This window comes from Pseudonocardia autotrophica, assembly GCF_003945385.1.
Lineage (GTDB): Bacteria > Actinomycetota > Actinomycetes > Mycobacteriales > Pseudonocardiaceae > Pseudonocardia > Pseudonocardia autotrophica.
In genome coordinates, this window is record NZ_AP018920.1 from 5,170,194 (window position 1) to 5,195,685 (window position 25,492).

A 25,492-nucleotide genomic window follows, 5' to 3' on the forward strand; every position below is an offset into this window, starting at 1 on the left:
CCGGGTCGGTGCGTCGACCGACCCGGCCCGGTGCGGGACCGCTGCCGTGCCGGGGCCGGAGCACCCGCGCCGGGGTTGTCACCGGGTGCGGCGTGGGACAGGCTTCGTGATGTGGGAGAGCGACGGCGGGCAGCGGCGTGGCAGGCCCGGGCGAACCAGGCGGGCGGGCTGACCTCCCGGGCGCTCGACGAGGAGATCGAGGCGCTGCTGGCCGCGGACCCGGTGACCGACCCGGCAGAGCCCGGCAGCCCGGTGGAACCCGGCGGCCCGGCGGAGTCGGGCGGCCCGGTGGAGTCGGGCGGCCCGGTGGAACCCGGGAATCCGGCGACGGCCACCGATCCGCTGCGCCGGGAGAGCGCCTCCGCCGCACCGGCCCCGGACGCACCGGCGGACCCGTCCGCACCGGAAGGGCAGGACCCGGCCCGGTGACCTCGCCGGACCGGGCCACTGCGCCGCACCGCGGGCGCCCGACCGGCCACACCGGCTCGGTCGTCGCCCGGGCGCTCGGCGTGCTCGAGGCGTTCGGCCCCGACCGGCCGGCCCTGACCCTGAGCGAGCTGGCCCGGCACGCCGGGATCCCGCTGTCCACCGCGCACCGGCTGGTCGGCGACCTCACCGGCTGGGGCGCCCTGGAGCGGGACGAGACCGGCCGCTACCGGATCGGGCTGCGGATGTGGGAGCTCGGCGCGCTCGCCCCGCGGGGGCAGGCACTGCGGGAGACCGCGCTGCCGTTCCTGGAGGACCTCTCGCACGTCACCCGGGAGAACGTGCAGCTCGCCGTCCGGGAGGGCACCGAGCTGGTCTTCGTCGAGCGGCTCGCCGGATCCGGTGCGGTGCCGGTACACACCCGGGTCGGCGGCCGGTTCGGGCTCACCGCGACCGGCGTCGGGCTGGTGCTGCTCGCGCACGCACCCCCCGAGCTGCAGGAGGAGGTCCTCGCCGGGCACGTCGAGCGCTACACCCCGTTCACGGTGACCGACCCGGCCCGGCTGCGGCGGATACTCGCCGACGTCCGCCGGGACGGGTACTCGGTCAGCGATCGCCAGGTCACCGACGACGCACTGTCCGTAGGGGCCCCGGTGCAGGACGCGCACGGCCGGGTCGTCGCCGCCGTCTCGCTGGTCGTCCGGCGCGGCACCGCAGCCCCGCGGGCACTCGCACCGCTGGTACGGACCAGCGCCCGCGGGATCGGCCGGGCACTCACCGACTGACCAACCTTCCATTTTCCGGAAGTGCGCTTCGCTCGCCCCCGGCGTGGACCGCATCCTCGGTCCTGCCGGGCCGTCCCACCACGCACGGACGTCGCACAGCCGGTACACGCGAAGGAGCGTCGTCGTGAGCACCATTCCCCGCGACCAGTGGTATGTCGCCGCCTACACCGCCGAGATCGGCCGCGAGCTGTTCTCCCGCACCATCTGCGGTGACCCGATCCTGTTCTGGCGCACCGAGGCCGGCGAGGTCACCGCGCACGCCGACCGATGCGTGCACCGCCGGTTCCCGCTGTCCCAGGCCCCCAGCCGACTGGTCGGCGACACCGTCGTCTGCGGCTACCACGGTTTCACCTACGACGCCGGCGGCCGCTGCGTCGCCGTCCCCGGCCAGACCCGGGTGCCGCGCACCGCGCGGCTCGCGCAGTACCCGGTCGTCGAGCAGGACTCTCTGGTATGGGTCTGGATCGGCGATCCGGAACTGGCCGACCCTGGCCGGATCCCGCGCGCGTCCTATCTGGATGCACCGGGCTGGACGACGGTGCGCGGCATGGAGCCGCTGGCCGCCCGCTACTCGCTGCTGGTGGACAACCTGCTCGACCTCTCGCACGAGACGTATCTGCACGGCGGCTACATCGGCACCCCCGAGGTCGCCCAGACCCCGATCAGCACCGAGGTCGACGACGACGCCGGGATCGTCTACGTCTCCCGGCACATGGCCGACGCCGAGTGCCCGCCGTTCTACGAGCGTTCCACCGGATTGTCCGGCCGGATCTCCCGGTGGCAGGACATCGAGTACACCCCGCCGTGCCTGTACAAGCTGCACTCCCGGATCGCGCCGGTCGGCTCGGTCCCGAACCCGGACGGCAGCGATCCGGACGCGTTCCACGTCGAGGTCGTCTACGCGATCACCCCGGAGACCGAGCACTCCACGCACGACTTCTGGCTAGTCGCCCGCGACTTCGCGCTGGACGACGAGGGGGTGTCGGCGTTCCTCGCCGAGCAGAACCGCACCGTGGTGCTGCAGGACGTGGAGGCGCTCGACGTACTGGAGCAGGTGATCGCGACCGAGCCCGCCGGCTACCAGGAGCTGTCGGTCAACATCGACACCGGCGGCCTCGCCGCGCGCCGGATGCTCACCAGGATGGCCGGCGGCGCCGTGCCGGCGGTCCCCGCCCGATGAGCGGGCTCCCGCCGGTGCTGACCGGGGAGCGGGTGCACCGGATCCACTGGGTGCTCGGCACCGACCGGCTGCGCGCGGTCTGCCACTGCGGCGCCGAGCGACTGTTCGACGATCCGGTGGAGCTGTGGGAGTGGCTGCTCGGCCATCCCGACGACCACCGTCCGACCGCGGGAGCGCCCGACCGCTCCCCCGCACTCGCAGGGAGCCCGGCATGACCGATCTCGATCTGGTGGTGGCGGACAAGCAGACCGCCGCCGACGGCGTCGCGCTGCTGACGCTGCGCCGGGCCGACGGCGGTGAGCTGCCGGCCTGGGAGCCCGGCGCGCACGTCGATCTGGTGCTGGGCGCCGACCTGGTCCGGCAGTACTCGCTGTGCGGCGACCCGGCCGACCGTTCCGGCTGGCAGGTCGCGGTGCTGCGTGAGCAGAGCGGACGCGGCGGCTCCGCACACGTGCACGACGTGCTCGCCGTCGGGGACACCGTCGCGGCCCGCGGGCCGCGCAACCACTTCCCGCTGCTGCCGTCGGCGTCCTACGTGTTCGTCGCCGGGGGCATCGGGATCACCCCGATCCTCCCGATGCTCGCCGCCGCCCAGGCGGCCGGTGCGGACTGGCGGCTCGTCTACGGCGGCCGGACCCGCGGGTCGATGGCGTTCACCGAGCTCGCCGAGCGCTACCCGGGCCGGGTGGAGATCCGGCCCCAGGACGAGACCGGACTGCTCGACCTGGCCGGGATCATCGGTGCCGCCGCGGACCGGCCGGTCTACTGCTGCGGCCCGGAGGGCCTGCTCGGCGCCGTCGAGAAGGAGTGCGCGGAGCGCGGCCTGGCCGTGCACCTGGAGCGGTTCACACCGAAGGACGGGGTGCTGGACGGCCCGCGGGACGCGTTCGAGGTGGAGCTCGCCGGCACCGGCGAGGTGATCACCGTCCCGGCCGACCGGTCGGTGCTCGACGTGCTGGAGGACGCGGGCGTCGAGGTGCTGTCGTCGTGCCAGGAGGGGACCTGCGGGACCTGCGAGACGGGCGTCCTGGCCGGGGTGCCCGAGCACCGTGACTCCCTGCTCACCGATGAGGAGCAGGAGGCGGGCGACACCATGATGATCTGTGTGTCACGGTCCCGGTCGCCGCGGCTGGTGCTGGACCTCTGAGGCGCGCACGTAGGGTCGGTGCCGTGTTCGTGAAGGTGTGCGGCCTGCGCAGCGCCGACGACGTCCGGGTCGCCCTGGAGGCGGGAGCCGACGCGGTCGGCTTCGTGCTGCATCCGGCCAGCCCCCGCTACGTCGAGCCGGAGGCGGCACGGGAGCTGGTGGCGCTGGTGCCGGAGCCGACGCTGTCGGTGGTGGTCGTCGCCGAACACACCGCCGCCGACGCCGCCCGGCTGACCCGGGAGATCGGCGCGGACGTCCTGCAGCTGCACGGCCGCTACACCGCCCAGGACTTCGCCGTCGCGGCGGCCGAGCCCGTCCGGCTGTGGCGGGCCACCTCGCTCGCCGACGGTCCCGACCTGCACGTCGGTACCTACGGCGAGGAGGTGCTGCTGCTCGACTCCCCGCGCGCCGGGTCCGGTGAGACCTGGGACGTCGAGTCCCTGGATCCCCGGCCCGACGGCCACTGGCTGCTGGCCGGCGGCCTGACCCCGGACAACGTCGCCGACGCGGTCCGCCGCATCGACCCGTGGGGCGTCGACGTCTCCAGCGGTGTCGAGTCCACCCGCGGCGTCAAGGACCACGCCCGGATCGCCGCGTTCGTGGCGGCGGCCCGTTCGGTACACACCCGATGACCGCGGTTCGCACCCGCTGCGGCGGGTGTGCTGGGCCGCGACGGGGTGCGCACCGCGAGCCGGGAGGATCGGGCACGTGAGCCTTTCGTTGGACGGGATCGTGGTCGTCTCCTGCGAGCAGGCCGTCGCGGCGCCGATGGCCACCCGGCAGCTCGCCGACCTGGGCGCGCGGGTGATCAAGATCGAGCGGCCGGGCAGCGGCGACTTCGCCCGCGGCTACGACGAGACCGTCCGGGGCATGTCCAGCCACTTCGTCTGGCTGAACCGGTCCAAGGAGTCGGTCGCGCTGGACCTCAAGGACCCGGACGACCACGCGACGGTGCTGCGGCTACTGGAGCGGGCCGACGTCTTCGTGCAGAACTTCGCACCCGGCGCGGCGGACCGGCTCGGACTCGGGGCGGCCGCGCTGCGGGAGCGCTTCGGCCGGCTGATCACCTGCTCGATCTCCGGATACGGATCCAGCGGGCCGTACCGGGACGCGAAGGCCTACGACCTGCTGATCCAGTCCGAGGCCGGGCTGGTGTCGATCACCGGGACGCCGGAGGCACCGGCCAAGAGCGGGATACCGGCGGCCGACATCGGCGCCGGGATGTACGCGTTCTCCGGCATCCTGGCCGCGCTCTACGAGCGGGAGCGCACCGGCGAGGGCACCGATCTCGAGGTGAGCCTGTTCGACTCGCTCGTCGAGTGGATGGGCTATCCGCTCTACTACGCCGGCTACGGCGGCACCCCGCCGCAGCGGACCGGTACCAGCCACGCCGCCATCGCGCCGTACGGGACGTTCACCGCGGGCGACGGCACCGACGTGGTGCTGTCGATCCAGAACGAGCGGGAATGGGTGACCTTCTGCGAGGTCGTGCTGCGCCGCCCGGAGATCGCCACCGATCCGCGCTTCGACACCGGGCACCGGCGGGTGGAGCACCGGCCGGAGCTGCACGCCCAGATCGACGCCGTGTTCGGCACGCTCGACGGCACCGAGCTCACCGGCAGGCTGGCCGACGCCCGGATCGCGCACGCCCGGCAGCGCGAACTGCCCGATGTGCTGGACCATCCGCAGCTCACCGCCCGGGACCGCTGGACGGAGGTGGACAGCCCGGCCGGACCGGTGCGCGCGGTGCTGCCGCCGATCACGTTCACCGGGCGGAGCGCCCGGATGGGTCCGGTCCCCGCCATCGGCGAGCACACCGACGCCGTCCTCGCCTGGCTCGACGAGCGGTCGTGACACCTCGGTTTTGGGGGCGGCCCCGCCGGCTGCGCCGTCTGAACCGGCAGGGCCTGAACCGATCGGCGCGCCCGGGCCCGTCGACCGGTATGCCCCGCGGATACCCACTCGCCCGGCTCCCACACACCCCGGTTCGACATTGATACCCCCTGGGGGTATCGTCCGACGGGCGGACGGAGGAGGTACGCGATGCACGGTTACGCCGACAACAAGGACGCGCACGTCAAGCGCATGCGCCGGATCGAGGGCCAGGTCCGGGGGATCAGCAAGATGATCGAATCGGACAAGTACTGCATCGACGTCCTGACCCAGGTCTCGGCCGTCAACAAGGCACTGGAGGCCGTCGCGCTCGGCCTGCTCGACGAACATCTCAAGCACTGCGTCGCCGACGCGGTCGCCGAGGGCGGCCAGCTCGCCGACGAGAAGATCGAGGAGGCCAGCGCCGCCATCGCGCGCCTGGTCCGTTCCTGACATCCCCGCTCCCCGCGGATCCGCACGAGGAGGTACACCCGTCATGAGCACCGCCACCTACACCGTCACCGGTATGACCTGCCAGCACTGTGTCAGCTCGGTCACCGAGGAGATCGGTGAGATCTCCGGCGTCACCGACGTCTCCGTCGACCTACCGACCGGCGCCGTCACCGTGACCAGCGACGCCGACATCTCGGCCGACGCCGTCCGTGAGGCCGTCCGCGAGGCCGGCTACGAGGTCACCGCCGGGGCCTGACCGCCCCGGTCCACCACCCGGTGCGGGTCACGGCCCGGGCGCCGTCCACCCGCATCGGGTCCAACCGAGGGACCCCACGATGAACACAGCCCTCCGGCTGTCCGTCTACGGCGCAGCGGTCCTCCTGCTCGCCGCGGGCGCCTACGTCGCCGGCACCTCCGCCGGGACGTCGACCGGGCATCTGCGCCCACCACCCGCACACGCCGCGCCCCGGGAGGACACTCCGGAGGTCCGGCCCGCCGGGCTGGCCAGCACCGCGGACGGCTACACCCTGGAAGCCGCGACGCCGACCCTGCCCTCCGGCGCGGCGACCGAGATCGCGTTCCGGATCACCGGTGCCGACGGGGCGCCGGTCACCACCTTCGACGTCGCGCACGAGAAGCGGATGCACCTGATCCTGCTCCGCCGCGACACCGCGGGCTTCCAGCACCTGCACCCGGAGATGTCCGGCGACGGCACCTGGCGGGCTCCGGTCACCCTCGACGGGGGCGGCACCTACCGGGTGTTCGCCGACTTCACCCCGACCGGCGGCGAGCCGGCCACCCTCGGGGTCGATCTGTCCGCCCCGGGGCCGTTCGAGCCGGTCTCCCCCCAGCCGAGCCGGGTCGCCCGGGTCGACGGCGGCTACGAGGTGCAGCTCGACGGCGACCTGCGGCCCGGTGAGACCGGCCCGCTCACCCTGACCGTCACCCGCGACGGCCGGCCGGTCACCGACCTGCAGCCCTACCTCGGCGCCTCCGGGCACCTGGTCGCGTTGCGCACCGGGGACCTCGCCTACCTGCACGTCCATCCCGAGGACGCGCCCGGTGCCGGCCCCGGCATCACGTTCCACACCGAGGTCCCGTCGGCGGGCACCTACCGGCTGTTCCTCGACTTCCGGCACGACGACGTGGTGCGCACCGCCGAGTTCACCGTCCCGACCACCGGGAACGCCGCGCCGGCCGACGGGCCCGCGCCGGCAGGGCCGGCCGCACGGCCGGGGCCGGCCGGTGACGAGCACTCGCACGACGAAGGGGGTCACCGATGACCGCGACGCTGCCCGGGGCCGACACCCCGGTGCACGAGATCGAGCTCGCGATCGGCGGCATGACCTGCGCGTCCTGCGCGAACCGGGTCGAGCGCAAGCTCAACAAGCTCGACGGCGTGACCGCCACGGTCAACTACGCCACCGAGAAGGCCAAGGTCACCGCAGCCGACGGGATCGGCACCGACCAGCTGGTCTCGACCGTGCAGGCCGCCGGATACAGCGCGACCCCGGTCCACGCACCGCAGGACGACGACTCCACCGGCGACAGCCCGGACGACGAGGGCGAGGACACCGAGGCGCTGCGCGAGCTGCGGCACCGGCTCGTGGTGTCGGCGCTGCTCTCGCTGCCGGTCGTGGTGCTGGCGATGGCACCACCGTTGCAGTTCGTGAACTGGCAGTGGCTGTCGCTCGTGCTGGCCGCGCCGGTGTGGGCGTGGGCCGGTGCCCCGTTCCACCGGGCCGCCTGGACGAACCTGCGGCACGGCGCCGCCACCATGGACACCCTGATCTCGCTCGGGACGACGGCCGCGATGGCCTGGTCGGTCTATGCGCTGTTCTTCGGGACCGCCGGGATCCCCGGCATGGTGCACCCGTTCGAGCTGTCGATCTCGCGCACCGACGGCGCCGGGAACATCTACCTGGAGGTCGTCGCAGGGGTCACCACGTTCCTGCTGGCCGGGCGCTGGTTCGAGATGCGATCCAAGCGCCGCGCCGGGGCAGCGCTGCGGGCGCTGCTGCACCTCGGCGCGAAGGACGTGCTGGTGCTGCGGGACGGCGCCGAGGTGCTCATCCCGGTCTCGCAGCTCGCCGTCGGCGACCGGTTCGTCGTCAAGCCGGGCGAGAAGATCGCCACCGACGGCCGGGTCGTCGAGGGCCGCTCCGCGGTGGACGCCTCGATGCTCACCGGCGAGTCGGTGCCGGTCGAGGCGACCGTCGGCGACGCCGTGGTCGGCGCGACCGTCAACGCGGGCGGCCGGCTCGTCGTGGAGGCCACCCGGGTCGGGTCGGACACCCAGCTCGCCCAGATGGCGCGGCTGGTGGAGGACGCGCAGAACGGCAAGGCCGCCGTGCAGCGACTGGCCGACCGGATCTCCGGGGTGTTCGTCCCGATCGTGATCGTGATCGCCGCGGTCACCCTCGGGTTCTGGCTCGGCGCCGGGGCGGGCACCTCGGCGGCCTTCACCGCTGCCGTCGCCGTCCTGATCATCGCCTGTCCCTGCGCGCTCGGGCTCGCGACGCCGACCGCGCTGCTGGTCGGCACCGGCCGCGGCGCCCAGATGGGCATCCTGATCAAGGGGCCGGAGGTGCTGGAGTCGACCCGCCGGGTCGACACCGTCGTGCTCGACAAGACCGGCACCGTCACCACCGGGGCGATGTCGCTGACCGGCGTGCACACCGCGGACGGCGCGGACGAGGAGGCCCAGACCACCGCATTGCGCCTGGCCGGTGCCCTGGAGCGGGCCTCCGAGCACCCGATCGCCGCCGCGATCGTCGCGGGCGCCGTCGACCGTGCCGGTGAGCTGCCCGAGGTCAGCGACTTCACCAACCACGAGGGACTCGGCGTGCAGGGCGTGGTCGACGGGCACGCGGTGCTCGTCGGCAGGCCCCGGCTGCTGGAGCAGTGGTCGATGCCGCTGACCGGCGCGCTGGCCGAGGCCGTCGAGACCGAGACCGCCCAGGGCCGGACCGCGGTCGCCGTCGCCTGGGACGGGGAGCCCCGCGCGGTCCTCGTCGTCGCCGACACGATCAAGCCGACCTCCGCCGAGGCGATCGCCGAGTTCCGCAGGCTGGGCCTGGTGCCGGTGCTGCTGACCGGCGACAACCACGCCGTCGCCGGGTCCGTCGCGGCCGAGGTGGGGATCGATCCGGAGGTGGTGGTCGCCGACGTCATGCCGGAGGAGAAGCTGGCCGTCATCGAGCGGCTGCAGGCCGGCGGCAAGGTCGTCGCGATGGTCGGCGACGGCGTCAACGACGCCGCCGCGCTCGCCAAGGCCGACCTGGGCCTGGCCATGGGCACCGGCACCGACGTGGCGATCGAGGCCTCCGACATCACCCTGGTGCGCGGCGACCTGCGGGCCGCCGCGGACGCGGTGCGGCTGTCCCGGCGGACCCTGGGCACGATCAAGGGCAACCTGTTCTGGGCGTTCGCCTACAACACCGCCGCGATCCCGCTGGCCGCGATGGGCCTGCTGAACCCGATGATCGCCGGTGCGGCGATGGCGTTCAGCTCGGCCTGCGTGGTCGCGAACAGCCTGCGCCTGCGCCGCTTCCGCGCACACGCCGTCTGACCCGTCTGCTCCGCGCTCCGAGAGGCACACGAGCGTCGTCGACGGTCGGCTGGACGACGCTCCTGTGCCTCTCGGCGGGGTTCAGGACTCGGCGAGGGCGGCCAGCCGGTCCAGGGAGGCACCGAGCATGTCCGCCGTGGTGGCCCGGGCCCGGACGAGGCGGTTGGCGTCGGTCAGGTCGGTCCAGTCGTAGGTGTGGACGACCCGGGTGCCGCCGTCGTCGAGCGGCTCCAGCTCCCAGCGCCACAGGTGGCCGGGCTGCTCGCGGCCCGGCTCCGAGGGCCGCCAGGCGATCAGCCTGCCCTCGGTGAACTCGACGACGTGGTTCTCCCGGACGCTGCCCTGGGTGAGCAGCATCGAGAACACCTCCCCCACGCCGCGGACCCGCTGACCGGGTGCGGCCTCGACGAGGTTGTCGTTGCCGTCCCACTCCGGCTGGCGGGCCGGGTCGGCGATCAGCTCGAACAGCTGCTCGGCGGGTGCGGCGACGACGCGATGGCTGGTGACGACGGTCGGGGCTGCTTCGCTCACCAGGGCAGTCTGCCATCTCGCGGTCCGACTCGGAACACGCCGTCGTTCCGATCGATACAATACTCAGATCATATAATGCTCGCTGACCACCTCTACCTGCTGATACTCGCATAATTACGACGGATAGATCTGCGTATCGATCGGTCCAAAGCTATTGCGATCACGCCGGTCGAGGTGCTCTCCTGACGTGGCACGGCCACCGCGACGAGGCGGTGCCGCCACTTGCGAGGAGAAACCGATGAGGACGACCCGAGGTGCGATCTGCTGGGAGCCGGGAGCCGGCAAGGGCTGGTCCGTGGAGGACATCGAGCTCGGCGACCCCCGTCCGGACGAGGTCGTCGTGAAGCTGGCCGCCTCCGGCCTGTGCCACTCCGACGACCACATCGACTCCGGGATCTACGTCGGGCTCGATCCGATGCTCGGCGGCCACGAGGGCGCGGGCGTCGTCGAGGAGGTCGGTTCCGCGGTGACCGGGCTCGCCCCCGGCGACCACGTCGTGCTCGCCTTCATCCCGTCCTGCGGGCGGTGCTTCTCCTGCGTCTCGGGCCGGACCCACCTCTGCGACCTGGGCGCGCACCTGTTCGGCGGGGTCGCGCTCTCCGACCGCACGCACCGGGTCACCGCGCGCGGACGCGGCGTCGGCACGATGTGCCTGCTCGGGACGTTCGCGCCGTACGCCGTCGTGAACGAGGCCAACGTCGTCAAGATCCGGGACGACGTCCCGCTGGAGAAGGCGGCGCTGGTCGGCTGCGGGGTCACCACCGGCTGGGGCTCGGCGTTCCACACCGCGGGCACCGAGCCCGGCGACACGGTGGTCGTCGTCGGTGCCGGGGGCATCGGGATGAACGCGGTGCAGGGCGCCCGCTACGCCGGGGCCCGCGACATCGTCGCCGTCGACACCGTGGAGCTCAAGCGCGACCGGGCCGAGGTGTTCGGCGCGACGCACACCGCGGCGTCGGTGGAAGAGGCGTTCGAGCTGGTCCGGGAGCTGACCCGGGGCACGATGGCGCAGCGGGTCGTGCTCACCACCAGCACCGCCGACGGCGCGCTGATCGAGCCGTGCCTGCAGCTGGCGGGCAAGCGCGGGGTGCTCGTGGTCACCGCGATCGCCCCCGGCGACCAGCTGAAGGTCGATCTCGACCTGTTCGCCCTCACCTGTTACGAGAAGCAGATCCGCGGCGGGCTGTTCGGATCGGCGAACCCGCGGATCGACATCCCGCGGCTGCTGGACCTCTACGCCGACGGCGAGCTGAAGCTCGACGAGCTGGTCACCGCCACCTACACCCTCGACGAGATCAACCAGGGCTACCGGGACATGCTCGACGGCCACAACGTCCGCGGCCTGATCCGGTACGCGGACCTGTGACCGTCTGGGACGACGTCGAGCGCGGCCTGTCCCGGGACCCGGCCACCGAGCTGAACACCGCCCAGGAGGCGTGCGGCCGGTGGAGCGACGCCCCGGATCGGCTCGCGCTCGTCGTCCGGCACTCCGACGGATCGCGGGAGCGATGGACGCACGCCGAGCTGTACCGCGCCGCCGCCCGCGCCGCCGGGGTGTTCGCCCGGGCCGGGCTGCGCCGCGGGGACCGGGTCGCCGGGCTGCTCGGCCGCCAGGTGGAGAGCTGGATCGTGGCGCTCGCCGCCTGGCGCAGCGGGCTGGTCTACGTCCCGCTGTTCGGCGGGCTCGGCACCGACGCACTGGCCTACCGGCTGCGGACCTCCGGCACCCGGCTGCTGGTCGTCGACCACACCCGGCGGCGCGCCGCGGCGGCGGCACTCGCCGTCGCGGACCACGATCCGGTCGTCCTCGCCGTCGCGGCCCGGGACGGATCGGGGATCGCCCAGGGCGACACCGACTTCCGGGCCGCGTGCGACGGCGCCGACGACGGCCCGGACCGGCGCACCTCGGCCGCCGACCTGGCGACCCTGCTGTTCACCAGCGGGACCACCGGCGAGCCGAAGGCGTGCACGATGCCGCACTCGGCGCTGCTGTCGGTGCTGCGGTTCGCCCGGCACTCGCTCGGTGCCGGACCGCGCAGCACGGTGTTCACCGCCGCCGACCCGGGTTGGGCCTACGGGCTCTACTCGACCGGTGCGGCGCCGATGGCGCTCGGCTCGCCCCGGGTGCTCTACAGCGGCGACTTCGATCCGCAGGCGTGGTGGCGGATCGTCCGCGAGGAGTCGGTGAGCTGCCTGGCCGCGGCCCCCAGCGCCTACCGCAGGCTGCTCGAGCCGCTGCGCGAGCACGGCGCCCCGCCGGCACTGGAGATCGCCGCCGCGGCCGGCGAACCACTGGACGCCGGGACCGCGATCGGCTGGCGGGACGCCGGCGGGCCCGCCGTGCGCGACGGTTACGGGCTGACCGAGGTCGGCATGGTGCTCGCCGATCTCGCGGGCGGGACCCCGCCGGAGCCCGGCACCCTCGGCGGCCCGGTGCCCGGGTTCGACGTGCTGCTGGTCGACCCGGCAGGCGAGCCGGTCGAGCCCGGCGCCGACGGCCTGATCGCGGTACGACGGCCCCGGCACCAGCTCTCGGACGGCTACGAGAACAAGGCCGACGCCTGGTCGGCGAACTGGCACGGCGACCTGTTCATCACCGGTGACCGGGCCGCGCCGGCAGCCGGTGGGCGGTGGCGCTTCCTCGGCCGGGGCGACGACATGATCGTCGCCTCCGGCTACAACATCGGCCCGGTCGAGGTGGAACGGGTGCTGGCCGACCATCCGGCGGTCCGGGAGGCGGCCGCGGTCGCCGGGACCGGCCCCGGCGGGTCCACCGTCGTGCGCGCCGTCCTGGTGCCCGAGTCCGGCCGGCCCACCGGCGAGGTGCTGGAGCGCGAGCTGGCCGACGCCGTCCGCCGGCGGATCGGGGCACACGCCCGGCCACGACTGTTCACCTACGTCGACGCGTTGCCGCGCAACGAGGTCGGCAAACTGCAACGGGCCCGGCTACGGGCGGAGGGCGACCCGGATGTCTGAACCGCGCAGCACACTGGTCACCGGGGCGTCCCGCGGGATCGGAGCCGGGATCGCCCGGCTGCTGCTCGACCGCGGCGGCCGGGTCGCGGGCAGCTACCGGTCCGGTCGCGCGGACGTCGAGGCGCTGGCGGCCGGGCATCCCGGCCGGGTGCTCCCGGTCGCGTTCGACCTGGCCGAGCCGGCCACCGCCGAGCACGCCGTCGAGCAGGTCCGGGCGCACTGGGGCCGGCTCGACTCGCTGGTACTCAACGCCGGCGTGTGGCACGGCGGCCGACTGTCCACGATGGACCCGGACGTCTGGTGGAGCGTGGTCCGGACCAACCTCGGTGGCACCGCCGCGCTGGTCCGCGCCGCGACCGGGCTGCTCACCGAGGGGACGCAGCCGAGCATCGTGCTGGTCGGATCGGTGGTCGGCGAGGTCGGCTTCGCCGGGGACACCGCCTACGCCGCCGGCAAGGCCGCGCTCGTCGGGTTCGCCCGGTCGCTGGCCAAGGAGCTCGCCCCGGACGGGGTGCGGGTCAACGTGCTCGCCCCCGGTTTCGTCGAGACCGACATGACCTCGGCCGTCCCCGACCGATCGCGGCAGCGGATCGCGGCGGCGACGCTGCTCGGCCGGTTCGGCACCGTCGACGAGATCGCCCGCGCCGCCGTGTTCCTCGCCGACGACGCCACCTTCTGCACCGGCTCGGTTCTGACGGCCGACGGCGGCTGGTCCCTGTGAACCCCTCTGGAGGTACCCCGATGACGGCCACCGGCCTTCCCGACGACGAGTACACCGCGCTGCGCGAGCGGGTGTTCGACACCATCTGGTCGGTGCTCGATCCGCTGGAGCGCGAGATCGAGGACACCGAGCGGATCCCGCTCGACATCGTCGTGCCGGCGCTGCGCGCGTGCGGTGCGTTCGGGCTGATCGTGCCCCGCCGCTACGGCGGTTCCGGCCTCTCGATCGCCCAGTACCTGCCGATCCTCGCCGAGTTCGCGAAGATCCAGGGCGGTATCCGGACCCTGGTGCACGTGCACAACTCGTTCGCGCACGCGCTGTCCGAGATCGGTGACGAACAGCAGCGCGCCGAGATCCTGCCCGGTGCCGCCGTCGGCGAACGCTCGCTCGCCTTCGCGCTCACCGAGCCGGGCAACGGCACCGGGATGGACCTGTCCAGCACCGCCCGGCGCGACGGCGACGACTACGTGATCGACGGCCGCAAGTGGCTGATCACCAACTCCGACATCGCGTCGCACTTCCTGGTGCTCGCCAGGACCGGGCCGCGGGCCGTCTCGGCGATCATCGTCGGCCGGGACACCCCCGGCCTCACCATCGCCGCGCTGCCCGAGACGATGGGCTGCAAGGGCGCCGAGCACGGCGAGCTGACCTTCACCGGCGTGCGGGTCCCGGCCACCGGCCTGGTCGGTACCGAGGGCGACGGGATCGCGCACCTGGAGCGCGCGCTGGAGATCAGCCGGGTGTTCATCGCGGCGTCGTCGCTGGGGACGGCGACCCGGGCGTTCGACCTGTCCCGGGCCTACGCCCGGCAGCGGGTCACCTTCGGCAGGCCGATCGCCGAACGCCAGGCCGTGCAGCGCTATCTCGCCGAGATGGCCGTCGATCTCTACGCGCTGCGCGGGATGCTCGCCGACGCCGCCGCCAAGTGGGATCGCGGCCGCCGGATCCCGGCCGAGGCCAGCCTGCTCAAGCAGTTCGGGCTGGAGGCCGTCGGCCGGGTCACCGACCGGGCGCTGCTGGTGCACGGCGGGATCGGCTACACCCGGGCGCACCCGATCGAACGGCTCTACCGGGACGCCCGGCTCAACTGGCTGGAGGAGGGCCCGCCCACCGTCCAGTACCTGGTCGCGGCCCGCGCGCTGCTCGACGGCCACACCTTCGACGACGCCTTCGATCCGCAGCCGGCCTGAGCCGGACGGGCACCAGTGCCTCGTCGCCGAACGGCGGGGTCGGAATCGGCCGCCGGGTTCGGCCCCGAACGGGGCACTAGCCTCGTGGCCGGGCCGGGACACCGAGGTGGGGGCAGGGACGGACGATGACGGTGATGTCGTACGACGTCAACCGGCGGCGGGTGATCGCGGTCGCGGCGGAGCTGTTCGCCCGCAACGGCTACCACGGCACCGGGATCGCCGAGCTCGGTCGTGCGGCCGGGCTCGGCCGGGGCGCGCTCTACCACTACATCGGGAGCAAGGAGGCCGTCCTCTACGCGATCAGCAAGGACCAGGTCGACTCGATGAACGCCGCCGCCGAGGAGGTGCTCGACAGCGGTCTGCCCGCCGACGAGCTGCTCCGCGAGATGGCCAGGGTGCTGGTGCGCAACATCTCCGACCACCGGTCCGAGTGGGCGGTGTTCTTCCGCGAGTACCAGGCGCTGACCGGGGAGCGGCGGGACGCCGTCGTCGCCGCCCGGGAACGCTACGAGGGCTACTGGCGCCAGGCCCTCGACCAGGGGGTGCGCAGCGGGGTGCTGCGCCCGACGCCGCGGCTGCTGGTGAAGGGGATGCTGGGGATGCTGAACTACACCTACCTGTGGTTCACCCCGGACGGCGACCTGAGCCCCGAGGAGCTGGCCGATCTGTTCCTGGACGCGCTGATCGACGGCATCCGCCGCTGAGCCGGCGCACGCCCGGACCGGGGCGGCACCGCGCCGGACGTCGCGGTCCCGGCGCGGCGGGCAGGCGTCGTTGCGGCCGTGCAGCGCCGGTGCGGGCGCGGCGCCGCCGGGATCAGGCGGTCTGCTCCGCGCGCAGAATCTGTGCGGCGCCGGACATGGCGCGCATCTTGGCGTCCGCGACGCCGCGCGGGAGGTACTTCATGCCGCAGTCGGTGGCGATGACGATCCGGTCCGGGGTGGTGTGGTCGAAGGCCCGGCGCACCCGCCCGGCGACGACCTCCGCCGTCTCCGCCTCCGGATCGGACAGGTCGATCACCCCCAGGATGATCGTCTTCCCGGACAGGTCCTGCAGCACACCCAGATCCAGCCCGGACTGCGCCGTCTCGATCGAGATCTGATCCACCGCACAACCGGCCAGCTCCGGCAGGAACGAATACCCCTCCGGACGCTCGTGGATGATCGCCGCATACCCGAAACAGATGTGCACCGCCGTCGTCCCGGAGACACCCTCGAGCGCCGCGTTCAACGCCGCCAGCCCGTAGGCCCGCGCCGCATCCGGCCGCGCCTGCATGTACGGCTCATCGATCTGCACGACGTCCGCACCCGCCGCGTGCAGATCCCGGATCTCGGCGTTCACCGCCGCCGCATAGTCCATCGCCGCCGCCTCGGCATCGGGATAGTGATCGTTCTGCGCCTGCTGGCTCATCGTGAACGGCCCCGGGATGGTGATCTTCGTGCTCGCCAGGGTGTGCTCCCGCAGGAAGCGCAGGTCGTCGACCTGGACCGGGCCACGCCGCCGGATCGGGCCGGTGATCCTCGGGACCGGGTTCGGGTGCCCGCTGCGGTCCAGCGCGGTGCCCGGGTTGTCGACGTCGACGCCGTCGAGCGCGGTGGCGAGGTGGTTGGAGTAGCTCTCCCGCCGCACCTCCCCGTCGGTCACGATGTCGAGCCCGGCCTGCTCCTGGGCCCGGATCGCGACGAGGGTCGCGTCGTCCAGCGCCTCGGGCAGCAGGTCCGGCGCGACCCGCCACAGCTCCTTGGCGCGGACCCGCGGCGGGAACCGGTCGGCCAGCCGGGCTCGGTCGATCAGCCACTCGGGCTGGGCGTAGCTCCCGACCAGCGAGGTGGGCAGCAGGGGAAGCGAGGTCATGGTTCTCCTGGGGATCGACGACAGGATCAGGTGACCGGGACGATCAGGTGACGGTCAGGTTCAGGCAGCGGTCAGGTTCAGGCGACGCCGACGTTCAGGCGACGGTGACGTTCAGGCGACGGTGACGTCCATGGCACCGATCCGGCTGATGCTCATCTCGAGCTTCTCGCCGGGCGAGATCGGCCCCACTCCCGGCGGCGCGCCGGTGAACAGCAGGTCACCGGGGTTCAGGGTCATGATCGACGAGGCGTAGGCGACGATCTGCGCCACCGGGACGACGAGATCGCGGGTGTTCACCGACTGCCGCGTCTCCCCTCCGCACACCAGCTCGATGTCCAGGTCGGAGCCGTCGCCGATCTCGTCGGCGGTGGCGATCCACGGTCCGAGCGGGGTGAAGGTGTCGTAGCTCTTGCGCCGCGAGCGATCGGCCGCGCTGCGCACGGTGATGTCGAGCCCGGCGGTGAAGCCGAGGACGGCATCGAGCGCCGACTCGGCGGGGATGTCCCGGCCGCCGCGGCCGATCACCACCACGAGCTCGGACTCGTGGTGCACCTCGTGCCCGGCGGCGACGACGTCGGGCGGCAGCACGATCGAGCTGCCCGGCCCGACCACCGAGGACGGGGCCTTGAGGAACACGTCGAAGTTCATCATCCAGGACTCGACCCGGCCGAGCGTGCGTTCCTGCACGCCGTGCATCTCGGCGACGTGGTCGGCGTAGTTGGACGCCGCAGCGACGATCTTGGACGGTCCGAGTACCGGGGCCTGCAGCGCGACATCCGATATCGGGACCGGGGTCCCGTTCGCGGCGGCCTCGGCCAGCGCCGGTCCGAGCGTGTCGAAGTCCCGGCACAGGCCGCGCCACCAGCCGGCGGTGACCGGGTCCGGATCGTGCGGCCAGGGCAGCGTGCCGGTCACGTCGACGACCGTCCCGGCGGCGTCGTCGACCACGCCGAGCCGGGCCGCCCCCGCGGGGCTGTCGAACAGTGCGATCTTCACGATGGCCTCCTCAGCGGGGCGGTGCGGCGAGCGGTGCAGCAGGCAGCGGTGCGGCGGGCGGTGCAACAGGCAGCGGTGCGGCGGGCAGCGCAGCCGACGTCGCGGCGGGCGGTGACACCCCCGGGCCGGGGTGCAGCGCGTCCGGTCCGGTTCCGGCCGAAGCGGTCATCGCAGCTTCTCCAGCTCCAGCTCCAGCTCGGCCGGTGGCGTCCCGATCCCGAAGCGCTGCACGCTCTCCAGCAGCGAGACCCGGCGGATGTAGGCACGTGCCTGCTCCGGATCGGCGGCGATGGCCCGCATGTCGTCCTGGTGGCGGCGGCGCACGGTCTCGTCGCGTTCGCGCAACCGGTCGGTGTTGCGCTGGGTGTCGGCCTGCACGTACTCCACGGCGACGGTGCGCCGGATCCGGTCGTAGGCGTCGAGCTCCGGCTCCGGATCGGCGCCCTCGCGCAGGATCCGGGCGATCCGCCGGGTGGCGTCCATCGCGTCGTGGATGCCGGAGTTGAGCCCGACGCCGCCGATCGGTGAGTTGATGTGTGCGGCGTCGCCGGCCAGCAGCACCGGCCCCGCCCGGAACGACGACGCGACCCGCTGGTGCACGCCGTAGACCTGGTGGTCGATCACCGGGTAGTCCTCGGCCCGCGACGCGATGCCCTGCAGCTGGCGCTGCAGCAACTCCGGATCACGGGCCTGCTCGTCGCTCAGCTCCGCCGGCACCGGCCAGACCACCCGCCACGACTCGGGGGTGCGCAGGATGAACAGCCACTGCTCCGGATCGGCCACGTAGTTGACGTGCCCGAGATCGGGGAGCAGTTCCTGCAGGTCGACCGACGTCGAGGTGATGGCGAAGCGCTCGGGATAGGTGAAGCCGTCGAACTCCACGCCCAGCGCCCCGCGCACGGTGCTGCGCGGCCCGTCCGCGCCGATCACGTAGGACGCGGCGATCTCCCGCTCGCCGTCCGGGCCGTGCACGGTGAGCACCGCGCCGGCGTCGTCGAACCGCAGGCCGGTCACCCGGCTACCGAACTCCAGTCGCGCCGTGGGCTCGGCGCGCAGCCGGTCGTAGAGCATCCGGACCAGGTGCTGCTGGTTGAGCTGCAGCCGGTACGGGTAGCGGGTCGCGTCGGAGAGCAACCGGAAGTCGAACTCGGCGACGAGGCCGTCGCGCCGGTCGCGGAACTGGTAGGTCGGCACGACGAGACCCTCGTCGTGCATCTGTCCGGTGATGCCGATGGTCTCGAGCAGCTCGAGGGTCGCCGCGTGGAACGTGCTCGCCCGCCAGTCCGGCCGCGGCTCGTCGTTGAGCTCGACGAGCACCACGGGGACACCGGCGCACACCAACGCCGCAGCGGCCGTCATCCCGACCGGACCACCCCCGACGACGGCGACGGGCCGCTCGCCGGGCGGGTCCGAAAGGAGGGCTGGGTCACGGGTCATGCGGCGAGGTTAACCAGAGTTTTCCGTTATTGGGCACACTCTCGGATATAGTTCCGCTATGTCGAACGAACTGCCGCAACCCACGGAACCGGGGGCCGGATCACCGACCACCTCGGCGGACAACGTCCTGCTGCTGCTCCAGCTCATCGGCGAGCGCCAGGCGCTGCGGGTCGCCGAGGCCGCCGAGCTGCTCGGCGTCGCCCGGTCCACCGCACACCGGTTGCTCACCACATTGCGGCGGCGCGGCTTCGTCAGCCAGGACCGGCCGAACGGCGCCTACCGGCCGGGGCCCGCGCTCTACGAGGTCGGACTCGCCGCCGTCAGCCGGATCGACATCCGGCGGGTCGCCCGCCCGGTCCTGGAACACATCCAGCAGGAGACCCAGGAGACGGCCAGCCTCGCGGTACTGGAGGGCCCGACGATCCGGTTCGTCGACTGCGTGGAGAGCCCCCGCTCGGTCCGGGTCGGCAACCGGACCGGTGTCGTCCGCCCGGCGCACGCCTCCGCGGTCGGCAAGGCGATCCTGGCCGGCCTGCCGGAGGAGGAGATCGACCGCCGCTACCCGGTCGACGAGCTGCCCGCCGCGACCACGCCCGCCGCGATGACCTCGGCGGCCGACCTGCGCACCGAGCTCACCGAGATCCGCGCCCGCGGTTTCGCCCTGAACTGGGAGGAGAGCTCGGACGGCGTGTGCGCGGTCGCCGTCGCGCTGCGCGACACCCTGGGGCATCCGCTCGCGGGCCTCGGCGTGGCCGCACCGAGCAGCCGGATCGGCTCCCGGGAGGCGATCGCCGAGTTCGCCCCGGTGGTCCTGCGCGCGGCCGAACTGGTGCGGGAACGGCTTCGTGGCCCGCACTGACATCGCCATTCCAGAGAAATTCGACTGTGCGGAATAACGTCGAATATAAGTCCACATACGTAGACAGTTCCTCGGGCAGCGACCTACTGTGACTCGCATCTCGACCGGCGAACCAGGAGGCGCGTACCGCCCTCCGACGAGCTGACCTCCGGCACTGCGGCGCCGGTCCGCTCCCCCGCCGCAGTGGCCGCAACGACGCGTTCTGGAGGACCTGTGCGCAAGCGACTGATGGCCGGAGCCCTGGCCGCCACGATGTTCGTGGCGACCGCCTGCGGCTCCGGCGGGGCCGGTGGCTCCGACGACCTGACCGAGGTGACGGTCAACATCGTCCCGTTCTCCCCGAACGCCGTGCTGTTCCTCGGGATGGAGAAGGGGATGTTCGCCGAGCGCGGGATCGAGGTGAACATCCAGCGCGCCGCATCGCCGGTACCGGTGGTGGCATCGCTCGTCGCGGGCCAGGCCGACTTCGGCTTCGTCACGACCCCGGTGCTGATCAACGCCAACCGGGAGGGCACCCCGGTGCAGTGCGTCAGCCCGATCGACGGTCAGGTGAGCCCGGACCGCGATGCGAGCGCACTGGTCGCCTCCCCGGCCAGCGGTGTGCAGGAGCTCGCCGACCTGGCCGGCAAGACGGTCGCCGTCGTCCAGCTCGCCAGCATCAACCTGATCGGCGCCAAGAAGATGATCGAGGACGCCGGCGCGACCGGCACCGAGTTCGTCGCGATGCCGTTCCCGCAGATGCCCCAGGCGCTCGCCGACGGCCGGGTGGACGCGGCCGTGATCACCTCGCCGTATGTCGAGCAGGCCGTCGACGCCGGTGCGGTCACCCTGGCCAACCCCAGCTCGGATCTGCTCCCCAACAGCACCATCTACTGCTACGCCGCCACCGCACAGGCGCTGGAGCGCGATCCCGAGCTCGCCGGCAACTTCCAGGCGGCGATGACCGAGGCGATCGAGTACGCCCGCGACCACGAGCCGGAGACCCTGGAGACGCTCGTCGAACACCTGGACCTGTCCCCCGAGGAGGCCGCGTCCCAGGTGATCCCGAGCAACTGGGTGCCCGAGATCAACGTCGAGTCGATCGGCACGATCCAGGACCTCATGGCGGAGCAGGGCTCGATCGACAGCACCGTCGAGCCCGGTGACCTGGTCTGGCGGCCCGGCGCGACCGGATAACCCCGAACCCCTCCGACGACAGGGACTTGCGGATGCCAACCCTCAGGCTCGACTCCCCGCACGGCACCGGTTCCGCCGGCGCCGGCGGGCCGGACCCAGGCCGTGCCTCACCACCGCGTCGCGAACCGTTCGTCGACGGCCCGGTCTTCCGGGCCGGTGCGCGGGTGCTGGTGGTGGCCGTCCTGCTCGGCCTGTGGGAGACGGTCAGCCGCTCCGGGCTGCTCGACGCGGGCGCCTTCCCGAGCATGACGGCGACGATGGCCGAGCTGGGCCGACAGCTCGTCTCGGCCGAACTGTGGACGGCGATCGGCGACACCCTGCGGGGCTGGTCGGCCGGCGTGGCAATCGGTGTCACGCTGGCGATCGCGGTCGGCACGCTGCTCGGGCTGAACCGGTTCGCCTACCTCAGCGTCATTCCCGTCGTCGAGTTCGTGAAGACCGTGCCGGTCATCGCGATCCTGCCGCTGGCGATCGTCGTGTGGGGCGCGACCACCGAGATGAAGGTCTTCCTGGTCGCGTTCGGAGTGTTCTGGCCGCTGGTCATCCAGGTCATCTACGGGGTGCGCGCGGTGGATCCGGTGGTCCGGGACACCGCGACCGTGCTGCGGCTGCGCGGCCTGCGCCGGTTCAGCACCGTGACCCTGCCGAGCGCCGCCCCGTTCGTCGCCACCGGCGTCCGGGTCGCGGCCGCCGTCGGCCTGATCCTCACCATCATCGCGGAGCTGATCGGCGGCGCCGAGGGCCTCGGCCTGAGCATCCTCAGCTCGGTCAACGCCGGACCGGAGCGGCTACCCGCGACGTATGCGTTCATCCTGGTCACCGGCGTGCTCGGGGTACTGGTGACCAGCGCGTTCAGCTGGCTGGAGCGCCGGGCCCTGCACTGGCACGAGAGCCAGCGCAACGCCACCGCGAAGGGGGCCCGACCGTGACGACCACCCGTCCTTCCCCGGCCCGCAGTGCCCGCAGCGCCCGGCCCGGCCGGCCCGCCGCGTGGCGGCGACCGCTCACCCAGCTCTGGCGGCTGTGGTTCTTCGTGCTCGTGCTGGTGCTGTGGTGGGTACTGTCGGACGGCAGCACCTCCACGTTCTTCCCACCGTTGCGCGAGATCGTCGCCAGCCTCCACGAGCTCTGGATCGTCGGCGACGCCCGTGGCGAGCTGTGGTCGAGCCTGGGCCACTTCGCGATCGGCTACCCGCTCGCCGGGCTGCTCGGCGTCGGCATCGGGGCGCTGCTGTGGCGCTTCCACCGGGTCGGCGACGCCGTCTCGCCGGTGTTGTACTTCGTCTACGTGGTGCCGACCGCGGCCCTGCTGCCCGCGATCGTCGCGCTGATGGGCATCGGCTCGTCGATGAAGGTCACGATCATCGTGCTCGCCGCGATCTGGCCGACCCTGCTGAACACCCTGGACGGCATGCGCGGCGTCGACCCGGTCAAGCTCGACACCGCCCGGGTGCTGCACATGTCCTCGGCCCGCACGGTCCGCACCGTGGTGCTGCCCGGGGCGATGCCACAGATCATGGCCGGGCTCCGGCACAGCCTGCAGATCGCGGTGATCATGATGGTGGTGAGCGAGCTCATCGCCTCCCGGGCCGGGATCGGATTCTTCATCCTCGACGCCCAGCAGCGGTTCGCGATGACCGAGATGTGGACCGGGATCATCGTCCTGGCCGTCGTCGGGAGCCTGCTGACCTTCCTGTTCATCGCTGTCGAACGTGTCGTTCTCGCCTGGTACATCGGCGCCCGCGCCGTCGAGCAGAAGGGCTGACCCCATGACGTCGTCGAGTGAGACCGTCCGCCCCGACAGCACCCCCGCGGTGGAACCGGTGCTGTCGGTGCGTTCGCTGCGCAAGAGCTACAACACCGGCCGGCCCACCGAGCGGCTCGCCATCGCCGACGTCACGTTCGACGTCGGCCTCGGCGAGTTCGTCTGCGTCGTCGGGCCCAGCGGGGCGGGCAAGACCACCCTGCTGCGCTGCCTCAGCGGGCTGCTGCCCCCGACCTCGGGCGAGGTCCGGTTCGAGGGCACCCCGCTGGACTCGGTGCCGGACAAGCTGAGCGTGGTGTTCCAGGACTACAGCCGCTCGCTGTTCCCGTGGCTGTCGGTGAACCGCAACGTCGCCGTCCCGCTCAAGGTGGCGGGGGTGGGCCGGGAGCAGCGCGAGGCGCGGATCGCCGAGGTGCTGCACGCCGTCGGCCTCGGCGACGTCGGACGCAGCTACCCGTGGCAGCTCTCCGGCGGGATGCAGCAGCGGGTCGCGATCGCCCGCGCGCTCGCGCACCGGCCCGACATGCTCCTGATGGACGAGCCGTTCGCCTCGGTCGACGCGCAGACCCGGTTCGACCTGGAGGACCTCATCCTGCGGGTGCGCGCCGAGCTCGGCATCACCGTCGTGCTGGTCACCCACGACATCGACGAGGCCGTGTACCTGGCCGATCGGGTCGTCGTCCTCAGTGGAGCGCCGAGCCGGGTCGCCGAGATCGTCGAGGTGCCGCTGGAGCGTCCGCGCTCGCAGCTCGCGACCCGCTCCAGCGAGACGTTCGGGACGCTGCGCCGGCACCTGATGGAACTCGTCACCACCCCCTGACTCCACCGGAGGACCCATGTCCCGACCTGCCGCGCACGCGCTGCTCGACGTCCTCCACGACTGGGGCGTCGATCGGCTGTTCACCTGTCCCGGAAGCACCGAGGCGGCCGTGCTCGACGCACTCGTGCACCGCAAGGACGTCGAACCCGTCCTGACCACCCACGAGGGCGTCGCCGTGTCGATGGCCGACGGTCTGGCCCGGATCACCCGGGAGCCGTCGGTCGCCTACCTGCACGCCAACGTCGGGCTCACCAACGGCCTGAGCCACCTGTACGCGGCCCAGCTGGGGTACTCCCCCGTCGTCCTGCTGAACGGGCTCAAGCCCTCCTCGATCCAGGCCCGCGAGGGGTTCACCACCGGTCGCCGGATGCGCGATCTGGTGCACCAGTACGTCAAGTCGGACTGGCAGTCGCTGAGCAGCGCGGCCGTCCCCGAGGACGTCAACCGGGCCGTCCGGACCGCGGTCACCGAACCGGCCGGGCCGGTGTGGGTCGGGATCGGCCAGGAGCTCCTGGAGAACGACGAACCGGTCCCGGTGCCGGAGGCGGCCCGCTTCCGGTTCGACTCGCGCACCGCCCCGACGGCGGGCCCGATCCGGGCGGCGGCCGATCTGCTGGTCACCGCGCAACGGCCGGTCATCGTGGCGGGCAACGAGATCGCCCGGGTCCGTGCGGTCGAGCAGCTGGTCGCGCTGAGCGAGCAGCTCGGGCTCCCGGTGCTGCACGAGGACCGGCGCGGCTTCGAACGGCCCGGGTTCCCCACCGACCACCCGCACTTCCGCGGCCAGTACTCGCCGGACCATCCGCTGGTGCGCGACGCCGACCTGCTGGTGTTCCTCGGCGCCCGGCTGTTCAACGAGTTCGAGCCTGCCCGGGTGCCGCCACTGCCCGACGGCGTCCCGGTCGTGCACGGGCACGGCGACGCCCGGCACATCGCGATGATCCACGGCGTGGACGTCGCACTGGTCGGCGATCAGGGGCTGGTGATCGCCGCGCTGGCGGGCGCGCTCGCCGATCAGGCGCCCCGGACCGTCCCACCGGCCGCCCCCGCACCGGCCCGTACCCCGTCGGGCGGTGCGGTGCTGCGCCCCGGCGAGGTGGTGGACGTGCTCACCGAGTCGCTGCGCGGCAGCACGCTGATCGGCGACGCGACCACCGCCGGCGGCATCCTGCAGCAGCGTGCGCACCAGGCGAGCGGTGACGACTACCTGGTGTCGACGTCCGGCTCGCTCGGCTGGGGCATGGGCGCCGCCCTCGGCGTGGCGATGGGGATGCCCGGCCGCCGGGTCGCCGCCGTGCTGGGCGACGGGGTGTTCCAGTTCGGCCTGCCCGCGCTCTGGTCGGCGGCGCGCAGCGGATTGCCGGTCACCTACGTGGTGCTGAACAACGGCGGCTACGCGGCCGTCGGCTCGGCGCTGCAACGCTTCGGCGGGGACGCGCTCGCCTCGGGCGTGTATCCCGGGGTCGACATCTCCGGGCCGCGGATCGCCGACATCGCCACCGGGTTCGGGGTGCCGGGGCGCCGGGTCACGACGCTGCCGGAGCTACGGGACGCGCTCGCGGACTCCGCCGGTGTCGACCACCCGACGCTGGTCGAGGTGATGACGGAGCCGACGGAGTTCAGCCCGTCCTGAGTGGACACGGTGCAGGATACGTGCCGGTCGCCGGTGGCGGGGCGGCGCACCCTGCCCGATGTCACCTCCGGAGGCGGCGCACCGCACGCCGGACGCCCTG

At 73.0% G+C, this 25,492-nt stretch carries 27 protein-coding genes; 22 read left to right on the top strand and 5 right to left on the bottom strand.

All coding sequences use genetic code 11. The annotated features are described in order from the left end of the window. Positions 1 to 111 precede the first annotated feature (111 nt). The 11 genes from Pdca_RS24145 (at position 112) to Pdca_RS24195 (ending at position 9,434) form a co-directional block, all read left to right on the top strand. Entirely contained in the window at positions 112 to 429 is a 318-nt protein-coding gene (locus tag Pdca_RS24145; RefSeq protein WP_085913157.1) for a hypothetical protein, read from the top strand. Further along, positions 426 to 1,211, top strand: coding sequence for an IclR family transcriptional regulator (locus Pdca_RS24150; protein ID WP_085913156.1), 786 nt, complete (start codon positions 426 to 428; stop codon positions 1,209 to 1,211). Before Pdca_RS24145 ends, Pdca_RS24150 begins: the two co-directional genes overlap by 4 nt. Before the next feature lie 124 nt (positions 1,212 to 1,335). Then, complete coding sequence (locus Pdca_RS24155) at positions 1,336 to 2,391, top strand: aromatic ring-hydroxylating oxygenase subunit alpha (RefSeq protein ID WP_085913155.1); 1,056 nt, start codon at positions 1,336 to 1,338, stop codon at positions 2,389 to 2,391. Continuing rightward, entirely contained in the window at positions 2,388 to 2,606 is a 219-nt protein-coding gene (locus Pdca_RS24160) for a hypothetical protein (protein ID WP_085913154.1), read from the top strand. Before Pdca_RS24155 ends, Pdca_RS24160 begins: the two co-directional genes overlap by 4 nt. Beyond that, positions 2,603 to 3,538, top strand: a complete 936-nt coding sequence (locus tag Pdca_RS24165; RefSeq protein ID WP_085913153.1) for a PDR/VanB family oxidoreductase — start codon at positions 2,603 to 2,605, stop codon at positions 3,536 to 3,538. Before Pdca_RS24160 ends, Pdca_RS24165 begins: the two co-directional genes overlap by 4 nt. A 23-nt stretch (positions 3,539 to 3,561) precedes the next feature. Next, the gene (locus Pdca_RS24170) at positions 3,562 to 4,170 is read left to right on the top strand and encodes a phosphoribosylanthranilate isomerase (RefSeq protein ID WP_085913152.1); all 609 of its coding nucleotides are present in this window, start codon (positions 3,562 to 3,564) and stop codon (positions 4,168 to 4,170) included. Positions 4,171 to 4,246: 76 nt separating this feature from the next. Continuing rightward, positions 4,247 to 5,392, top strand: a complete 1,146-nt coding sequence (locus Pdca_RS24175) for a CaiB/BaiF CoA transferase family protein (RefSeq protein WP_085913151.1) — start codon at positions 4,247 to 4,249, stop codon at positions 5,390 to 5,392. 189 nt (positions 5,393 to 5,581) lie between these two features. Beyond that, the gene (locus Pdca_RS24180) at positions 5,582 to 5,863 is read left to right on the top strand and encodes a metal-sensitive transcriptional regulator (protein ID WP_085913150.1); all 282 of its coding nucleotides are present in this window, start codon (positions 5,582 to 5,584) and stop codon (positions 5,861 to 5,863) included. Positions 5,864 to 5,906: 43 nt separating this feature from the next. Beyond that, complete coding sequence (locus Pdca_RS24185) at positions 5,907 to 6,119, top strand: heavy-metal-associated domain-containing protein (RefSeq protein WP_085913149.1); 213 nt, start codon at positions 5,907 to 5,909, stop codon at positions 6,117 to 6,119. Positions 6,120 to 6,198: 79 nt separating this feature from the next. Next, the gene (locus tag Pdca_RS24190) at positions 6,199 to 7,146 is read left to right on the top strand and encodes a hypothetical protein (RefSeq protein ID WP_232021164.1); all 948 of its coding nucleotides are present in this window, start codon (positions 6,199 to 6,201) and stop codon (positions 7,144 to 7,146) included. Continuing rightward, the gene (locus tag Pdca_RS24195) at positions 7,143 to 9,434 is read left to right on the top strand and encodes a heavy metal translocating P-type ATPase (RefSeq protein ID WP_085913148.1); all 2,292 of its coding nucleotides are present in this window, start codon (positions 7,143 to 7,145) and stop codon (positions 9,432 to 9,434) included. The genes Pdca_RS24190 and Pdca_RS24195 overlap by 4 nt, the downstream gene beginning before the upstream one ends. An 81-nt stretch (positions 9,435 to 9,515) precedes the next feature. Here Pdca_RS24195 and Pdca_RS24200 read toward each other — a convergent pair whose 3' ends face one another. Next, a complete protein-coding gene (locus tag Pdca_RS24200; RefSeq protein WP_085913147.1) occupies positions 9,516 to 9,965 on the bottom strand; it encodes an SRPBCC family protein in 450 nt (149 codons plus the stop codon). 238 nt (positions 9,966 to 10,203) lie between these two features. On the opposite strand from Pdca_RS24200, the gene Pdca_RS24205 reads away from it, so the two are divergent. The 5 genes from Pdca_RS24205 to Pdca_RS24225 all read left to right on the top strand — a co-directional run bounded on the left by Pdca_RS24205 (position 10,204) and on the right by Pdca_RS24225 (position 15,556). Continuing rightward, positions 10,204 to 11,331, top strand: a complete 1,128-nt coding sequence (locus Pdca_RS24205; RefSeq protein WP_085913146.1) for an NDMA-dependent alcohol dehydrogenase — start codon at positions 10,204 to 10,206, stop codon at positions 11,329 to 11,331. Then, positions 11,328 to 12,941, top strand: coding sequence for an AMP-binding protein (locus Pdca_RS24210; protein WP_085913145.1), 1,614 nt, complete (start codon positions 11,328 to 11,330; stop codon positions 12,939 to 12,941). The genes Pdca_RS24205 and Pdca_RS24210 overlap by 4 nt, the downstream gene beginning before the upstream one ends. Beyond that, positions 12,934 to 13,662 (top strand): SDR family NAD(P)-dependent oxidoreductase, encoded by a 729-nt coding sequence (locus tag Pdca_RS24215; RefSeq protein ID WP_085913144.1) that lies wholly within the window; start codon positions 12,934 to 12,936, stop codon positions 13,660 to 13,662. The genes Pdca_RS24210 and Pdca_RS24215 overlap by 8 nt, the downstream gene beginning before the upstream one ends. Before the next feature lie 20 nt (positions 13,663 to 13,682). Continuing rightward, on the top strand, positions 13,683 to 14,852 hold the full coding sequence (locus Pdca_RS24220; protein WP_085913143.1) for an acyl-CoA dehydrogenase family protein: 1,170 nt from the start codon (positions 13,683 to 13,685) through the stop codon (positions 14,850 to 14,852). Positions 14,853 to 14,977: 125 nt separating this feature from the next. After that, the gene (locus Pdca_RS24225) at positions 14,978 to 15,556 is read left to right on the top strand and encodes a TetR/AcrR family transcriptional regulator (RefSeq protein WP_197719810.1); all 579 of its coding nucleotides are present in this window, start codon (positions 14,978 to 14,980) and stop codon (positions 15,554 to 15,556) included. A 112-nt stretch (positions 15,557 to 15,668) separates the two neighbouring features. Here the strand turns inward: Pdca_RS24225 and Pdca_RS24230 are convergent, their stop codons facing one another. The 4 genes from Pdca_RS24230 to Pdca_RS24240 all read right to left on the bottom strand — a co-directional run bounded on the left by Pdca_RS24230 (position 15,669) and on the right by Pdca_RS24240 (position 19,139). Continuing rightward, positions 15,669 to 16,706, bottom strand: a complete 1,038-nt coding sequence (locus tag Pdca_RS24230) for a 5-methyltetrahydropteroyltriglutamate--homocysteine methyltransferase (RefSeq protein WP_085913141.1) — start codon at positions 16,704 to 16,706, stop codon at positions 15,669 to 15,671. Positions 16,707 to 16,817: 111 nt separating this feature from the next. After that, a complete protein-coding gene (locus Pdca_RS24235; protein ID WP_085913248.1) occupies positions 16,818 to 17,702 on the bottom strand; it encodes a fumarylacetoacetate hydrolase family protein in 885 nt (294 codons plus the stop codon). 10 nt (positions 17,703 to 17,712) lie between these two features. Next, complete coding sequence (locus tag Pdca_RS35760; RefSeq protein ID WP_158092175.1) at positions 17,713 to 17,871, bottom strand: hypothetical protein; 159 nt, start codon at positions 17,869 to 17,871, stop codon at positions 17,713 to 17,715. After that, positions 17,868 to 19,139, bottom strand: a complete 1,272-nt coding sequence (locus Pdca_RS24240; protein WP_085913140.1) for an FAD-dependent oxidoreductase — start codon at positions 19,137 to 19,139, stop codon at positions 17,868 to 17,870. The genes Pdca_RS35760 and Pdca_RS24240 overlap by 4 nt, the downstream gene beginning before the upstream one ends. Before the next feature lie 58 nt (positions 19,140 to 19,197). Here Pdca_RS24240 and Pdca_RS24245 point away from each other — a divergent pair, with 58 nt between their 5' ends. The 6 genes from Pdca_RS24245 to Pdca_RS24270 all read left to right on the top strand — a co-directional run bounded on the left by Pdca_RS24245 (position 19,198) and on the right by Pdca_RS24270 (position 25,392). Further along, complete coding sequence (locus Pdca_RS24245; protein ID WP_085913139.1) at positions 19,198 to 19,998, top strand: IclR family transcriptional regulator; 801 nt, start codon at positions 19,198 to 19,200, stop codon at positions 19,996 to 19,998. Positions 19,999 to 20,211: 213 nt separating this feature from the next. Next, positions 20,212 to 21,174, top strand: a complete 963-nt coding sequence (locus Pdca_RS24250) for an ABC transporter substrate-binding protein (RefSeq protein ID WP_125911536.1) — start codon at positions 20,212 to 20,214, stop codon at positions 21,172 to 21,174. A gap of 32 nt (positions 21,175 to 21,206) precedes the next feature. Beyond that, positions 21,207 to 22,103 (top strand): ABC transporter permease, encoded by an 897-nt coding sequence (locus tag Pdca_RS24255; RefSeq protein ID WP_085913137.1) that lies wholly within the window; start codon positions 21,207 to 21,209, stop codon positions 22,101 to 22,103. Beyond that, positions 22,100 to 22,939 (top strand): ABC transporter permease, encoded by an 840-nt coding sequence (locus tag Pdca_RS24260; RefSeq protein ID WP_158092174.1) that lies wholly within the window; start codon positions 22,100 to 22,102, stop codon positions 22,937 to 22,939. The genes Pdca_RS24255 and Pdca_RS24260 overlap by 4 nt, the downstream gene beginning before the upstream one ends. Before the next feature lie 4 nt (positions 22,940 to 22,943). Next, the gene (locus Pdca_RS24265; protein WP_085913136.1) at positions 22,944 to 23,759 is read left to right on the top strand and encodes an ABC transporter ATP-binding protein; all 816 of its coding nucleotides are present in this window, start codon (positions 22,944 to 22,946) and stop codon (positions 23,757 to 23,759) included. Between the two features lie 16 nt (positions 23,760 to 23,775). Next, on the top strand, positions 23,776 to 25,392 hold the full coding sequence (locus Pdca_RS24270) for a thiamine pyrophosphate-binding protein (protein WP_085913135.1): 1,617 nt from the start codon (positions 23,776 to 23,778) through the stop codon (positions 25,390 to 25,392). Positions 25,393 to 25,492: the final 100 nt, after the last annotated feature.

Coding starts and splice junctions, on each gene's coding strand:
- Pdca_RS24160 (WP_085913154.1), top strand. CDS start 2,388: ATGAGCGGGCTCCCGCCGGTGCTGACCGGGGAGCGGGTGCACCGGATC.
- Pdca_RS24165 (WP_085913153.1), top strand. CDS start 2,603: ATGACCGATCTCGATCTGGTGGTGGCGGACAAGCAGACCGCCGCCGAC.
- Pdca_RS24180 (WP_085913150.1), top strand. CDS start 5,582: ATGCACGGTTACGCCGACAACAAGGACGCGCACGTCAAGCGCATGCGC.
- Pdca_RS24185 (WP_085913149.1), top strand. CDS start 5,907: ATGAGCACCGCCACCTACACCGTCACCGGTATGACCTGCCAGCACTGT.
- Pdca_RS24190 (WP_232021164.1), top strand. CDS start 6,199: ATGAACACAGCCCTCCGGCTGTCCGTCTACGGCGCAGCGGTCCTCCTG.
- Pdca_RS24195 (WP_085913148.1), top strand. CDS start 7,143: ATGACCGCGACGCTGCCCGGGGCCGACACCCCGGTGCACGAGATCGAG.
- Pdca_RS24205 (WP_085913146.1), top strand. CDS start 10,204: ATGAGGACGACCCGAGGTGCGATCTGCTGGGAGCCGGGAGCCGGCAAG.
- Pdca_RS24215 (WP_085913144.1), top strand. CDS start 12,934: ATGTCTGAACCGCGCAGCACACTGGTCACCGGGGCGTCCCGCGGGATC.
- Pdca_RS24220 (WP_085913143.1), top strand. CDS start 13,683: ATGACGGCCACCGGCCTTCCCGACGACGAGTACACCGCGCTGCGCGAG.
- Pdca_RS24225 (WP_197719810.1), top strand. CDS start 14,978: ATGACGGTGATGTCGTACGACGTCAACCGGCGGCGGGTGATCGCGGTC.
- Pdca_RS24230 (WP_085913141.1), bottom strand. CDS start 16,706: ATGACCTCGCTTCCCCTGCTGCCCACCTCGCTGGTCGGGAGCTACGCC.
- Pdca_RS35760 (WP_158092175.1), bottom strand. CDS start 17,871: ATGACCGCTTCGGCCGGAACCGGACCGGACGCGCTGCACCCCGGCCCG.
- Pdca_RS24240 (WP_085913140.1), bottom strand. CDS start 19,139: ATGACCCGTGACCCAGCCCTCCTTTCGGACCCGCCCGGCGAGCGGCCC.
- Pdca_RS24245 (WP_085913139.1), top strand. CDS start 19,198: ATGTCGAACGAACTGCCGCAACCCACGGAACCGGGGGCCGGATCACCG.
- Pdca_RS24255 (WP_085913137.1), top strand. CDS start 21,207: ATGCCAACCCTCAGGCTCGACTCCCCGCACGGCACCGGTTCCGCCGGC.
- Pdca_RS24265 (WP_085913136.1), top strand. CDS start 22,944: ATGACGTCGTCGAGTGAGACCGTCCGCCCCGACAGCACCCCCGCGGTG.
- Pdca_RS24270 (WP_085913135.1), top strand. CDS start 23,776: ATGTCCCGACCTGCCGCGCACGCGCTGCTCGACGTCCTCCACGACTGG.